Below are 12908 nucleotides of genomic sequence, written 5' to 3'. Positions count from 1 at the left end.
GCCCCCCGCTGGCCCCCCCTATATATTCCCGCCATTGGGGGGGGGTCCCGGGGGGCGCCCCGGGCGTTTGGCCCCCGCCCCCCGGGGGCGCCGACTTTGGGGGCCCCCCGTCGATCGGCCTCAACATCGTGTTGCCGCACGAGCAGGCGCCGAATGCCTATGTGACGCCGGAGCTCTGTTTCAACTTCCACTATTTCGCGGTCCGCAAGATGCATTTCGTCATGCGCGCCAAGGCTGTCGCGGTGTTTCCCGGCGGCTTCGGCACGATGGACGAATTCTTCGAAACGCTGACCCTGATCCAGACCGGCCGCATGGAGCGCGTGCCGGTGATCCTGTTCGGCAAGGCTTTCTGGAAACGGGCGATCGATCTCGATTTCCTCGCCGAGCAAGGCACGATCACCCCTGGCGACCAGGACATCATCGATTTCGTCGACACCGCCGACGAAGCCTGGGGGATCATCAGCCGCTTCTATCAGCTTTAGGCCGCGGGCTTCGATCCGGCTTTACGAAGCAACGGCTCAAGCGGTGATGTCGACGATCGCGGTGAGGAATTCGGCAAGATCGTCGGTGACGAAATCCACATCGTCCTCGTGGCCCGGGTCACGTTCCCAGATTTCCGAGAAGGTCGGCTCGAAGTTGCGCGGCACAACCAGCACCGTGGTCATGCCCAGCGATTTCGGCACGGACAGGTTGCGGGCCAGATCCTCGAACATCACCGCATTGTGGCCGGTGACCGCGTGGAGTTCCGCGAACTTCTCGTAGGTCTGGCGCGCCGGCTTGGGGTTCAGCCCGGCAGCGACGATATCGAAGATGTCGTCGAAATGATCGAGGATGCCGAGTTGGCGCGCGGTGCGTTCGGCATGCCTGCGGTCGCCATTGGTGAAGATGAACTTGCGGCCGGGAAGCTGGCGGATGGCGGTGCCGAGAACGGGATCGGGAACCAGCCAGGAATAGTCGATGTCATGGACCTTCTCGAGAAAGTCGTCGGGATCGATGCCGTGGCGCGCCATCAGACCGTTCAGCGTCGTGCCATATTCCCGGTAGAGTTCCTTCTGCAGCTTGCGGGCATCGTCGCGTGGCAGCGTCAGCAGTTCTCCGACATAGGCGGTCATCTTTACGTCGATCTGCGAGAACAGGTTCGAATGGTGCGGATAGAGGGTGTTGTCGAGGTCGAACACCCAGTCGGTGACATGGGCAAAGCGGGCGGGGTCCGGGAGCGTGGTCATGCAAACCCTTATGGCACGAAACAATGCTTTTGGCAGAGGCTTTATCCACAACTTATGCGCGTCATGGGTGGCGAAAATGGCCCGATGATACAAATTTTAGGCATCGCCGAAAGGTGCCATTCAGGGCTTGCTGGCACACAGACGGTCCAGGGGGAACCAGCGATGAGCCGCATATTTCTGAAGTCTGCCGCCGTCGCTTTCGCCTCCCTCGCAGTCTCGCTTTTGTTGACGCTGATCGTCGTTCCGGCAATGGGCTTTCCGATCAATCGCACGATCTGGCTGACGTCCACGGTCTGCCCGCTGGTGCTCGCCTGGATGGCCAGCGCCTACACGTTCTGGCAGGGCGAGAGGTTGAAAGGCGCTCATCGCGACCTCGCCCGCGCTCATGCCCAGCTCGCCGCTGCGCATCGGCGCCTGTCGGAGAAGGCAAGCCGCGACGACATGACCGGCATGCTCAACCGCGAGAGCTTCTTCGCCGCCCTCGAGGCCACCCGGCGTAAATCCGATCGCGGTGCGTTGCTGATCATCGACGCCGATCACTTCAAGCTCATCAACGACAGCTACGGCCATCTGACCGGCGACGATGCGCTGCTCCTGATTGCAAGCGCGATCGAGCGCGGCGTGCGCAGCGGCGACGTGATCGGCCGCATCGGCGGCGAGGAATTCGGTGCGTTTCTGGTCGGCGCCACCGAACAGGAAGCCAAACGCGTCGCTGAACGCATTCGCCGTGAAGTCGAGCTGATCCGCTTCCGTCCCGTCGATGAGCGGGTCATACCCCTCACCGTCAGCATCGGCGGTGTCACCTGCGGCGAGGATGCCGGCGTATCGGATCTGATGCGTGTCGCCGACCGCCGCCTTTACCAGGCCAAGGATCGCGGCCGCAATCTGACCATCCTGGACAGGGACGTTTCCGAAGCGGCCTGAACGGTCCCATCTTCTCGGCTTCCGGCCTGCCGATGGATCGTCATTCCAGCGCGCCACCAATAACGCCCGCGCCGATCGGCTGCGAGCGTCCGCGTCTGGCCAGCGTCTAAAGTTTTGCCGGGTCGAGCGCCGGCTTGCCCTTGTGGCGTCCGATGATCGCTGCCATGTCGGCGACGTTATGGAAGGCATCGCGCAAAACGTCGAAGGACGGCAGCACGAAATAGGCGCGCTGGAACTTGTCGATCTCATAGCTGGTGCGCATTACCGTTTCCAGATCGAAGGGAACATGATGCGCGTCCTTGCTTTCAACCGCGAATTGAAGTTCGGCAAAGGACGACATCAGCCCGGCGCCGAAAGCCTTCAACGGTTGGCCAGCCTCCTGGATCAGCCCGTACTCGACGGTGTACCAGTAGAGGCGGCTGATCATCTCGTCGCCGCCGAGCGCGATCAGATGCTCGGCCTTCTCGCCATACATCTGCATGAAATCGGCAAAGACCGGCTGGGTCAGCACTGGCACATGACCGAAGAAGTCGTGGAACATATCCGGCTCGACGATGTAGTCGAGCTCTCGTTTCGTCCGCAGCCAGTTGGTCACCGGGAAGCGCCGGGCGGCCAGGTGGACGAAGAAGGCCGGTGCCGGAATGAGGCCCGGCACGGCGACGATTTCCCAACCGGTAAGCTTGCGCAGCTTCTCGCTGACCACACCGAAATCCGGAATCCTGTCGAGCAGGCCGAGCGTGGCGACGCCGTCGAGATAGGACTGGTGTGCCAGCTTTTTGGTCAGCTTCGTCTGGCGGTCGCACAGTGTACGCCACACCGCCTGCTCATCAGCAGTGTAGTTGTAGCTCTGCTCAACGGTGAAATCGGCACGGCAGACCGAATAGTCGCCGCGAAGGCCTTGCGCCGCGCATTCGCGGGCGTAATCGGCAACGTTCATCGTCATGGCTGTTCTCCCTGGAAATCACGACTAACATCTTGAAAGTTTAGCCGGATCCGGTGAGGCAAATCCGCTTTGATGATGGCTCGAACAGGCGATTTGAGGTAAAAGCCACCACAGCAAAGCTGCAGGAGAGTGAAAGTGCCTCAGTTTGATGATTTTGAGATCAAGATGCTCGATATCTTGCAGCGCGATGGGCGCAAGCCTGTGTCCGAACTGGCCCAGGTGATCGGCCTTTCGACGACGCCATGCGCGCGCCGCTTCGAGGCTCTTCAGAGCGCCGGCATCATCAAGCGCTTTGCCGCTGTGCTCAGCCGCCGCGCCATCGGCCTGATGGTCGAAGTGTTCATTCAGGTGCGCCTGGTGACCCACAGCGACGGGTCGCCTGAAACCTTTATCGCCGCCGTGCAGCGTATGGACGAGGTGTCGTCGTGCTGGACGATGACTGGCGACTACGATTTCCTGCTGCATGTGATGGTGCCGTCGGTCGACGAGCTCAACGCCTTTGTCATGCACCGGCTGATGCGGCTCGACGGCGTGCGCGACGTCCACACGCAGCTTGTGCTGCAGAACATCAAGGGGCCGGGCCACGTGCCGCTTGGACACCTCAGGCGATAAGTTCGCCCTGACGCCTGCTCAACCCTGGATTTCTGGCCGACAAGTTGCAGCCTGCGCTCAAGGCACGATCAGTGTGCCGGCGCCGTGTTCGGTAAACAGTTCGAGCAGCACCGAATGCGGCGTCTTGCCATTGAGGATGACGACGCCTTCGACGCCGCGCTCGATCGCATCGATGCAGGTCTCGACCTTGGGGATCATGCCGCCCGACACCGTGCCGTCCTTGATCAAGGCCTTTGCCTCGGCGACGGTCAGTTCGTCGATGAGCTTCTTGTTCCTGTCGAGCACGCCGGGCACGTCGGTGAGGAACAGAAGGCGTGTCGCCTGGCAGGCGCCGGCGATGGCGCCGGCGAAGGTGTCGGCATTGATGTTGTAGGTGTGGCCGTCACGGCCCGGCGCCACCGGCGCCAGCACCGGGATCATTTCGGACCGCGCCAGAAGGTCGAGTAGGGTGCGGTCGACCTCGACCGGCTCACCGACGAAGCCGAGATCGAGCACACGCTCGATGTTGGAGTCCGGGTCGATCATGGTCTTGCGCGCCTTTTCGGCGAAAACCATGTTGCCGTCCTTGCCGCACAGGCCGATGGCCCATTCGCCCTCGGCATTGATCAGCGCGACGATCTCCTTGTTGATCGAGCCGGCCAACACCATCTCGACGATCTCGACCGTCTTCTGGTCGGTGACGCGCAATCCGCCCTCGAACTTCGATTCGATGCCCATCTTGCTCAGCATGGCGCCGATCTGCGGCCCGCCGCCATGCACGACGATCGGGTTGACGCCGGATTGTTTGAGTAGCGCGACGTCGCGGGCAAAGGCCTTGCCGAGCGCGATGTCGCCCATGGCGTGGCCGCCATACTTCACCACGACCGTCTTGTTCTCGTAGCGCTGCATATAGGGTAGCGCCCTCGAAAGCAGCGCGGCCTGCATTTCGGCGGTGGCGGCGAGGTCCGTCATTCGGCTTGGTTCCCAGCTTGGCATGAACGGCGGCGTCTTAGCGGGAATTGGAGCAGGGGGCAAACGGCTTTGCTGTCACGTCAGGTGAAATCGGCCTGCTTTCATACCGGGCACCCGCAGTGGCGCCCGCCGCGTCAGCCATCCCGAAATCTTTTCCATTTGCGCGGCGAGGGACAACAAGGTCTCCTCGTCGCCGGGGCGGCCGGCGGCCTGGATGCCGAGCGGCAGGCCGGCATCGGTGACATGAACAGGCAGCGCGATCGACGGCTGGCCGCTGACGTTCTGGATTGCCGGCCAGTGCGTGAACCACAGGCTCTTGTCCATCAACTGGCCGAACAGCGGCTTGAATTTCAGCAGGCGGGCAAGCCGCAGCCTGTCGATCATTTCTTCCAGGAACGCATCTGCGCCTTTTGGATCCATCGCGCCGCAGGCGAGCGGCGGATGCGCGATGACAGGCATCAGCACGGCATCGTACCGCGCCGTCTCGATGATCAGCCGGCGCGACGTGGCATGCAGCCGCTGCAGGCTGGCATAGATCTCGCCGGCCGAAAGGACTTCGCCGAAGGCGCTCATCACCCGCGTGGCGCGTTCGATATCACCCGAAATGGAGCGGCCGACGCGCAAGACCTCGCCGCGCATCGTGCCGGCCACCGCCGCGGCGACGGTTCTGGCGAAATCAGCGATGAAATCGCGATCGATATAGGGCAGGTCGATCTCCTCTATCGTATGGCCGCCTTCGCGCGCCAAAGCTATCGCAGTGTCCAGCGCCGTCAGCGTCTCGGCCGATATCGGCAGGCCGAGCGGCGATTTCCGGTAGACCGCCAGTTTCAGCTTGCCGGGGTCACGCACTGCTGCGGCGGCGAAAGTTCCTTTCGGCGTCGGCGCCGCATACGGCGACAGCGGATCGGGCCCATGCGTCAGGTCGAGCAGCAAGGCCGAATCACGGACCGAGCGGGAAACGGCGTGGTCGATGACCAGGCCGTACCAGCTTTCGCTGACCAGCGGCGTCAGCGGCACGCGGCCGCGCGAGGTTTTCAGCCCGACCAGCCCGGTGCAGGCGGCGGGAACGCGAATCGAGCCGCCGCCGTCCGAAGCATGTGCCACCGGCACGACGCCGGCCGCGACCAGCGCCGCCGCACCTCCAGACGAACCGCCGCTTGTATGGGCTGTATTCCACGGATTGCGGGTGATGCCGAAAGCGGCGGATTCGGTCATCAGCCTCAGCCCATGTTCGGGCGAGGTGCTGGTGGCGATCGGGACGAGGCCGGCGGCCAGATGGCGTTCGGTCATCACCGAGTCGAAATCGGCAACGAAAGCCGGAATGCGGCTGCCGCCGTGCGTCGGCACGCCTTTCATGGCGATGCCGAGATCCTTCAGCGCGAAGGGCACGCCGGCCAGCGGCAGCTTGCGGTCGATGGTTTTCGCCCGCGTCCGCGCCGCCTCGTAAAGCGGCTCGGCGATGGCATTGATGTCCGGACGAGTGGCCTCGGCCCGCGCAATCGCCGCGTCGACGAGCTCCTGCGGCGAGATTTCTCCTTTGCGCACCAAGCCGGCCAGGCCGGTAGCGTCATGTTCCCACAGGGCCCGTTCGACCGACATTCTTGCTTCCCCAACTAATCGGCAAGCTAGAGCATCGGATGCAAAAGTGAAAACCCGGGTTTGGGAAAATCCGATGCTCAAAAGGTCGGCTCTTTCTCGTCAATAGAAGCCGACGGCGCTCCCGGTGCACAGGAACGCTTCCGCCGTTGCAATACATTGCAGTGGAATAATTTGGGGCAATTGCCTAATTTGGGCAATTGCTTAATTTGGCAGCCGATGACGCCGCAGGACATCAGCAACCTGATCGTCCGGACTTCGATGAAGGACCGGGCTGCGTTCGATCTGCTCTACCGGCAGACCAGCGCGAAACTTTTCGGCGTCTGCCTTCGTGTATTGAAGGACCGGGGAGAGGCGGAAGAGGCGCTGCAGGAGGTCTTCGTCAAGATATGGACGAAGGCCGACCGTTTCGCCGTTTCGGAGCTAAGCCCGATTTCCTGGCTGGTGGCCATTGCGCGCAATCACGCGATCGATCGGATAAGGGCGCGGCGAGAGCCTGTCGCCTATATCGACGCTGCGCTCGACGTCGCCGATCCGGCGCCGGGACCGGAGGCTGCGGCTGTTGCGGGCGGTGAATCCGGGCGCATCTATCGTTGTCTCGACGAATTGGAAAAGGACCGGGCGGCGGCCATCCGGGGCGCTTATCTGGACGGCGAAAGCTATGCCGAACTGGCGGCGCGCCATGACGTGCCGCTGAACACGATGCGGACCTGGCTGCGGCGCAGCCTGTTGAAGCTCAGAGAGTGTCTTGAAAGATGACGCTGGCAGAGGATGACGGACCGGAATCTGGGGGCGACGACCTGTTCGCCGCCGAATACGTTCTTGGCGTCCTGGCCGCGGACGAACGCGAGATTGCGTCACGCCGCATCGACGCGGACGCCGCTTTCGCGCACCTTGTCGATGCCTGGGAGGCGCGTCTTTCGCCGATGGCCGACGCCTATCCGGAGACAGAGCCGCCGATCAGGGTCAAGGAGGCATTGGATCGCCGGCTGTTCGTCGCAGAGCCTCGCGCCGGCCTCTGGTCAAGCCTTGCCTTCTGGCGCGGTCTTGCAGCCGCTTCCCTCGCGGCGTTGGCGATCTATATCGCCGTGCCTTACCTCAACCCGCCGGCCGAGCCGCCGCGGCTCATCGCCTTGCTGGCTGCCGATGGCAGCGACGTCAGATACCTCGCCGTCTATGATGCCGCCCGTCGCGAGGTCGGCCTGTCGCATGTCTCCGGCGAGCGCGCCGCCGGCAAGGATTTCGAGCTGTGGATGATAGAGGGCAAGAATGCGCCGGTCTCTATGGGCGTCATCCCGGCCGGCCAGACCGCGCGTATGATCATCTCCTCGGCCGTGCAGGAAAAACTTGCGCAAGGCGCCGTGCTTGCGGTCAGCCTTGAACCGACCGGCGGTTCGCCGACCGGCCAGCCGACCGGCCCTGTGGTCGCTGCGGGCGATCTGAAGAGCATCTGATCGCCCCTGTCTGCAAATCACCCATGTCTGCCGGTTTTCGAGAATATTTTAAATCTATCGCCTGTGGTGAATTTAGCGGGGAAGCATGCAGGCTGTAAGAGTCCTGCCCTGAAAATCATGCTCGCCGTTATAAAAAATAAAATTTTCTCCTGAACGGGAGAAACTCTGGCATTTATCCCCCGTATCTCCTTGCGCCCCAAAGAGGGGAAGAAATAAACTGAGGAGATAGAGATAATGCGTAAGTTCGCCACCCTTTTGCTTGCCGGAACGGTCGCCGTCTCCGCGCTCGTCACCGCCGCCTATGCCGAAAATCCGATGGTCGGCGGCGCCGCCATGTATGCCACCAGGAACATCGTCGAGAACGCTGTCAATTCGAAGGATCACACGACGCTGGTCGCGGCCGTCAAGGCCGGCGGTCTCGTCGAGACGCTGCAGAGTGCCGGTCCCTTCACCGTGTTCGCGCCGACCAACGAGGCCTTTGCCGCCCTTCCGGCCGGCACCGTCGATACATTGCTCAAGCCCGAAAACAAGGACAAGCTGGTCAAGATCCTGACCTGCCACGTCATCGGTGCCAAGGCGATGGCCGCCGACGTTGCCAAGATGGCCATGGACGATGGTGTTGCGCACAAGGTCAAGACGGTTGGCGGCTGCGAGGTGACGCTCAAGGCCGAAAACGGCAAGGTCACCGCGACCGACGAGAACGGCAATGTCGCCAATGTGACTGTCGCCGATGTCGAGCAGTCGAACGGCGTCATCCACGTCATCGACAAGGTTCTCCTGCCGAAGATGTAACGAAGCGGCCCTCGGCAGCGAACATATGGCTGAGGCTCCATGCCGAGTGCGCGGATTTCCGCTTGCGTGAACCGCGCAATCGACAGGCGTACACTCCGCACCGTCCGTTCCAGGCAGGTGCGGAGTGCCCGTTGTCGGGAGCTGGTCGTCACCGGCTTTTGATTTCCATGTGACGGTCGAATTTGGCAAACGGACAGGAGGAATGGTGATGATCCGGCGCGACTTTCTTTGGAGCGGTGCTGCTGTGGCATTGCTGGCAAGCACGGCGGCAGCGCTGCGCATCGGCCGGCCGCAGGATGCACACGCGGCCGAAACCTTCGAGGTCACCAAGACCGAGGCCGAGTGGCGCGCCATCCTGTCCGATGCGGCTTTCAATGTGCTGCGCAAGGAAGGCACCGAATATCCCGGCACCAGCCCGCTGCTCAACGAACACCGCAAGGGCATCTTCGCCTGCGCCGGCTGCCACCTGCCGCTCTATTCCTCCGATACCAAGTTCGATTCCGGCACCGGCTGGCCAAGCTTCTGGCAGGAGATTCCCAACGCCGTCGGCATGACCGCGGACAGGTCCCTGGGCATGACCCGGACCGAGGTCCACTGCCGCCGTTGCGGCGGTCATCTCGGCCATGTCTTCGACGACGGCCCGCCGCCGACCGGCCTGCGTCATTGCATCAACGGCGTCGCCTTGACTTTTAAGCCGGCCACGGCCTGACCTAAAGCGCGCGCATTTGGGCGCGCAAGTTGCGCGGTCAGTGTCCGCCGCCTCCGCCCGCCGGCTCGGCCGGCTTGCGGATGACCATGGTGAAGATCGCCAGCGTGGCGAATAGCGCCGTCAACAAATAGAACACGTCCATGAAGGACAGCAGCGAAGCCTGCTGCTGGACCATGCCGGACAGTTTGGAGATCGCCGCCTTGGATGCGTCGAGGCCGGCATTCTGCTGGAAGTCGAGCGTCATGTTCTGCAGCCTGGTCTGCGCCTCGGCGCTGCCCCATTGCACATGCTCGGCCAGCCTTGCGTAGTGGAAGGCGCTGCGATCCATCAGCACGGTGTTGATGACGGCAAGGCCGACGGCGCCACCGAGATTGCGGGTGAGGTTGAACAGACCGGATGCATTCTTAAGCCGGTCAGGCGGCAGCGTTCCAAGTGCGATGTTGTTGATCGGCACCATGCACAGCATCATCGAGGCGCCGCGCAGGATCTGCGGCAGCAAAAGCTCCCAGAAATCCCAGTCCGAGGTCAGATAGGTCATCCGCCAAGTGCCGGCAGCGAAGCCGAAGAAGCCGATCATCATCAGCAGCCGCGGATCCATCTTGCGCGACAGGATGCCGGAAATCGGCGCGGTGACGAACATCGCCAAGCCGCTGACGAACAGCGCCTCGCCGATCATCAGGGAATCGTAGCCGCGGATGCGCCCCAGATACACCGGATAGAGATAGGTCAGGCCGTAGAGGCCGATGCCGATGACGAAGGAGAACAGCGAGCCGAAAGCGAAGTTGACGTTGGCGAAGGCCTTCAGGTCGACGATCGGCTCCTCGGCAGTGAAGGCGCGCCAGAAGAACAGCACCGCGCCGGCCGTCATCAGGATGGCGCAGATGAACACGGCCTGGTCCTGAAGCCAGTCGTTATTGGGACCTTCCTCGAGCACAAATTCCAGCGAGCCGAGGAAAGCCGCCATGCCGGCGAGGCCCCACCAGTCGAACTTGCGGAACAGGCTGAGATTGGGCTTGTCGAAGTCGATCAGCGACCATGCGGCTGCGGTCACCATGATGCCGGGCACCACATTGATCAGGAACAGCCAGTGCCAGGACATGGCATGGCTGATATAGCCGCCGACAGTCGGGCCGATGGTCGGCGCCAGCGTCGCCACCAGGCCGATCATCGGCGACACCATGGCACGGCGCGACGGCGGGAAGATGGTGAACGCGGCAGCGAACACGCTTGGGATCATGCCGCCGCCGATAAAACCCTGGACGGCGCGGTAGACGATCATCTGGTCGATGTTGGTGGCGGTTGCCGCCAGCGCGCTCGCGGCGGTGAAGCCGGCCGCGGAGACGGTGAACAGCACACGCGTCGACAGCATCCGGCTGAGAAAACCGGACAGCGGGATCATGATGACTTCGGCGATGAGATAGGCGGTCTGCACCCACGGAATTTCGTCGGAGCTGGCGCTCAAGCCGGCCTGGATCTCGGCCAGCGAGGCCGAAACGATCTGGATGTCGAGGATCGCCATGAACATGCCGAACACCATCGCCAGGAAGGCGATGATGCGGCGTGTGGGAATGGTATCAGGCGTAGCCGGCCTCGCCGGCGGCGATCCTGCTGTCAAGGTTGCGGTTGCCACGGCATTGCTCCCAAGCGGCCGCTCAGTTCGACGCGGCCGGTGCGGTGCGGCTGTCGACGGCGACGACGACGCTGAGGCCGGCGCGCAGCTTGCCTGTAGTCAGCACATCCGCCGGCACGTCGATGCGAACCGGGACGCGCTGCACGACCTTGGTGAAGTTGCCGGTGGCGTTTTCCGGCGGCAGCAGCGAGAACACCGCGCCGGATGCCGGCGCCAGCGACGAGACGGTGCCTTCGAAATCCTGGCCGTCGATCGCGTCGACCGAAATCCTTACCTTTTCACCAGGCACCAGCCGGGCAAGCTGGGTCTCCTTGAAATTGGCGACGATATAGAGCTTGTCCATCGGCACGATGACGGCGAGCTTCTGTCCGGGGCTGATCAGGTCGCCCTGCTCGACCGAGCGGTTGCCGACGACACCGTCATAGGGCGCGCGCAGCACGGTGAAGGACAGGTCCCGCGCGGCCTTGTCCCTGGCAAGCTGCAGCGACGCCAGCGTGCTTGCTGTCTCCGCGCGCTGCGCCTGGAGCACACCGATATTGGCCTCAGCCGCCGCGATCTGGGCGTCGGCACCGACAAGGGCGGCATTGGCCTGCTCGACCGCGGTCTGGGCATCGTCCAGCTGGGCCTGGGTGCCGACATGTGTCTTGAGCAATTGGGCGGCGCGCGCTTGAACACGCGCCGCATTGGCGGCGGCGGCCTGGTCGGCGGTCTTCTGTGCCTGCGCCTGCTCGAGCGAGGCGCGCGCCGCCTCGGTCTGGGCGTCGATACGGTCGAGCGTCTTGCTCAAGGTGGCGATCTGCGCCTCGGCCTGAGCGACGGCTATTTTGTAGTCGCCATTGTCGACGACCAGCAGCGGGTCGCCGGCCTTGACCTGCTGGTTCTCGGTCACCTTGACCTGATCGACATAGCCGGAAATTTTCGGCGAAATGAACGCCATGTCGGCCTGGACATAGGCGTCGTCAGTGGAGATCATGAAACGCCCGTCGGTCCAGTAATCGTAGCCATACCAAGCGCCTGCGCCCAGCAAGCCAAGCGCGATGATCGGCAATAGAAAGGAGCGTGCCGAGCGTTTCTTTTTGGCCGGCGCCTCGGCCGGAGGACTTGTTGCGGGCTCACTCGGTGGGTTCGGCGCTTCGGCTGCCGGCGCGACCTTGGCGTTGGGGAAGGGACGGACTTCGGCGGTTGGGGTCGCGTTCGAGGACATGGCATCTCTCTAGGCAGCTATTTGGAAAAATCAGTCAAACTGAACCGTTCGGTTCGATGCGAACATTGACTTAGCGCGGAGAGGGGCCCATATCAAGGGTGATCGAACCGGTCGGTTCGAATATTTTTCGAGGTGTGACGTTATGACCGAAGCCGACAAGGACCAGTGCGATCTGCTGGATGGCCTGCGTCGCGGCCGCCCGGCGGCGGGACAGGACCCGGTCAAGCGCAGCCAGATCATCGAGGGTGCGCGTCGTGTCTTCATCGAAAAGGGCTTCGAAGCGGCGTCGATGAACGACATCACCCGCGAGGCCGGCGTTTCCAAGGGCACGATCTATGTCTACTTCGCCAACAAGGAAGAGCTGTTCGAGGCGCTGATCGAGGAAGAACGCGGCACGATCTTCAAGAACATGTACGATATGCTCGACCGCGCCGACGACCTTCGCGAGACGCTGGTTAAGTTTGGCAAGGTGCTGGCGCTCAAGATCACCTCGGCCAAGGTCGTCCAGGCGCAGCGCACGGTAATCGGCGCATCCGACAGGATGCCCGAACTTGGCGCGCGTTTTTACGAACGCGGCCCGAAACGCGGCCACGACAAGGTCGTTGCTTTTCTCGATGCCGCCATCGAGCGCGGCCTGCTCAAGATCGACGATGTCGATCTTGCCGCCTATCAGTTCACCGAACTGTGCCTGGCCGGCCTTTTCCGTCAGTGCATATTCGCCTACCGCACCAAAGCGCCAAGCCAGGATGAAATAGACCACATCGTCAGGTCAGGCGTCGGCATGTTCCTGAAGGCTTACGGCACCGAAAGGCTTGCCACGGAAGAAAGCACCCAGACGATTGCGCTGGAGGCAAAGTCCTAGAGCAT

The 12908-nt window shown here is 62.8% G+C and carries 14 protein-coding genes; 8 read left to right on the top strand and 6 right to left on the bottom strand.

Translation table 11 applies throughout. The annotated features are described in order from the left end of the window. Positions 1 to 482, top strand: a 482-nt coding sequence (locus AC0L15_RS05350) for an LOG family protein (protein WP_473495979.1), incomplete at its 5' end; no start/stop codon positions are given. Between the two features lie 36 nt (positions 483 to 518). Here the strand turns inward: AC0L15_RS05350 and AC0L15_RS05345 are convergent. Further along, the gene (locus tag AC0L15_RS05345) at positions 519 to 1226 is read right to left on the bottom strand and encodes a pyrimidine 5'-nucleotidase (protein ID WP_023801574.1); all 708 of its coding nucleotides are present in this window, start codon (positions 1224 to 1226) and stop codon (positions 519 to 521) included. A 162-nt stretch (positions 1227 to 1388) separates the two neighbouring features. Here AC0L15_RS05345 and AC0L15_RS05340 point away from each other — a divergent pair, with 162 nt between their 5' ends. After that, positions 1389 to 2150, top strand: coding sequence for a GGDEF domain-containing protein (locus AC0L15_RS05340; RefSeq protein WP_287246831.1), 762 nt, complete (start codon positions 1389 to 1391; stop codon positions 2148 to 2150). Positions 2151 to 2256: 106 nt separating this feature from the next. On the opposite strand, the gene phhA is transcribed toward AC0L15_RS05340, so the two are convergent. Further along, positions 2257 to 3093, bottom strand: a complete 837-nt coding sequence (gene phhA, locus AC0L15_RS05335) for a phenylalanine 4-monooxygenase (protein WP_287246830.1) — start codon at positions 3091 to 3093, stop codon at positions 2257 to 2259. A 135-nt stretch (positions 3094 to 3228) separates the two neighbouring features. On the opposite strand from phhA, the gene AC0L15_RS05330 reads away from it, so the two are divergent. Next, positions 3229 to 3705 carry an Lrp/AsnC family transcriptional regulator gene (locus tag AC0L15_RS05330; protein WP_287246829.1) on the top strand — a complete coding sequence of 159 codons (477 nt, stop codon included), beginning with the start codon at positions 3229 to 3231 and terminating at the stop codon, positions 3703 to 3705. Between the two features lie 57 nt (positions 3706 to 3762). On the opposite strand, the gene argB is transcribed toward AC0L15_RS05330, so the two are convergent. Together argB and AC0L15_RS05320 are read right to left on the bottom strand one after the other, a co-directional pair. Beyond that, positions 3763 to 4656, bottom strand: coding sequence for an acetylglutamate kinase (gene argB / locus AC0L15_RS05325; RefSeq protein WP_287246828.1), 894 nt, complete (start codon positions 4654 to 4656; stop codon positions 3763 to 3765). 75 nt (positions 4657 to 4731) lie between these two features. Next, positions 4732 to 6255, bottom strand: a complete 1524-nt coding sequence (locus tag AC0L15_RS05320) for an amidase (protein ID WP_473495978.1) — start codon at positions 6253 to 6255, stop codon at positions 4732 to 4734. 216 nt (positions 6256 to 6471) lie between these two features. Between AC0L15_RS05320 and AC0L15_RS05315 the strand changes: the two genes are divergently transcribed. The 4 genes from AC0L15_RS05315 (at position 6472) to msrB (ending at position 9207) form a co-directional block, all read left to right on the top strand. Further along, positions 6472 to 7011, top strand: coding sequence for a sigma-70 family RNA polymerase sigma factor (locus AC0L15_RS05315; protein WP_287246826.1), 540 nt, complete (start codon positions 6472 to 6474; stop codon positions 7009 to 7011). Then, positions 7008 to 7706 carry an anti-sigma factor gene (locus AC0L15_RS05310; RefSeq protein ID WP_287246825.1) on the top strand — a complete coding sequence of 233 codons (699 nt, stop codon included), beginning with the start codon at positions 7008 to 7010 and terminating at the stop codon, positions 7704 to 7706. Before AC0L15_RS05315 ends, AC0L15_RS05310 begins: the two co-directional genes overlap by 4 nt. A 234-nt stretch (positions 7707 to 7940) precedes the next feature. Then, the gene (locus AC0L15_RS05305; protein WP_287246824.1) at positions 7941 to 8498 is read left to right on the top strand and encodes a fasciclin domain-containing protein; all 558 of its coding nucleotides are present in this window, start codon (positions 7941 to 7943) and stop codon (positions 8496 to 8498) included. Positions 8499 to 8706: 208 nt separating this feature from the next. Next, positions 8707 to 9207 (top strand): peptide-methionine (R)-S-oxide reductase MsrB, encoded by a 501-nt coding sequence (gene msrB, locus AC0L15_RS05300; RefSeq protein ID WP_287246823.1) that lies wholly within the window; start codon positions 8707 to 8709, stop codon positions 9205 to 9207. 37 nt (positions 9208 to 9244) lie between these two features. On the opposite strand, the gene AC0L15_RS05295 is transcribed toward msrB, so the two are convergent. Further along, a complete protein-coding gene (locus AC0L15_RS05295) occupies positions 9245 to 10777 on the bottom strand; it encodes a DHA2 family efflux MFS transporter permease subunit (protein WP_473495981.1) in 1533 nt (510 codons plus the stop codon). Between the two features lie 82 nt (positions 10778 to 10859). Next, a complete protein-coding gene (locus tag AC0L15_RS05290) occupies positions 10860 to 12041 on the bottom strand; it encodes an HlyD family secretion protein (RefSeq protein WP_287246822.1) in 1182 nt (393 codons plus the stop codon). Between the two features lie 142 nt (positions 12042 to 12183). On the opposite strand from AC0L15_RS05290, the gene AC0L15_RS05285 reads away from it, so the two are divergent. Further along, on the top strand, positions 12184 to 12903 hold the full coding sequence (locus AC0L15_RS05285; protein WP_287246821.1) for a TetR/AcrR family transcriptional regulator: 720 nt from the start codon (positions 12184 to 12186) through the stop codon (positions 12901 to 12903). The last annotated feature ends 5 nt before the right edge of the window (positions 12904 to 12908 follow it).

The organism is Mesorhizobium sp. WSM4846, from assembly GCF_055811415.1.
Note: the sequence above shows the minus strand (reverse complement) of the source record. Positions and strands in the feature narration are given on the sequence as shown.

Bases quoted from the DNA above. Each gene is read 5' to 3' on its own strand.
- AC0L15_RS05345 (WP_023801574.1), bottom strand. From the start codon at position 1,226: ATGACCACGCTCCCGGACCCCGCCCGCTTTGCCCATGTCACCGACTGG.
- AC0L15_RS05340 (WP_287246831.1), top strand. From the start codon at position 1,389: ATGAGCCGCATATTTCTGAAGTCTGCCGCCGTCGCTTTCGCCTCCCTC.
- phhA (WP_287246830.1), bottom strand. From the start codon at position 3,093: ATGACGATGAACGTTGCCGATTACGCCCGCGAATGCGCGGCGCAAGGC.
- argB (WP_287246828.1), bottom strand. From the start codon at position 4,656: ATGACGGACCTCGCCGCCACCGCCGAAATGCAGGCCGCGCTGCTTTCG.
- AC0L15_RS05320 (WP_473495978.1), bottom strand. From the start codon at position 6,255: ATGTCGGTCGAACGGGCCCTGTGGGAACATGACGCTACCGGCCTGGCC.
- AC0L15_RS05315 (WP_287246826.1), top strand. From the start codon at position 6,472: ATGACGCCGCAGGACATCAGCAACCTGATCGTCCGGACTTCGATGAAG.
- AC0L15_RS05310 (WP_287246825.1), top strand. From the start codon at position 7,008: ATGACGCTGGCAGAGGATGACGGACCGGAATCTGGGGGCGACGACCTG.
- AC0L15_RS05305 (WP_287246824.1), top strand. From the start codon at position 7,941: ATGCGTAAGTTCGCCACCCTTTTGCTTGCCGGAACGGTCGCCGTCTCC.
- msrB (WP_287246823.1), top strand. From the start codon at position 8,707: ATGATCCGGCGCGACTTTCTTTGGAGCGGTGCTGCTGTGGCATTGCTG.
- AC0L15_RS05290 (WP_287246822.1), bottom strand. From the start codon at position 12,041: ATGTCCTCGAACGCGACCCCAACCGCCGAAGTCCGTCCCTTCCCCAAC.
- AC0L15_RS05285 (WP_287246821.1), top strand. From the start codon at position 12,184: ATGACCGAAGCCGACAAGGACCAGTGCGATCTGCTGGATGGCCTGCGT.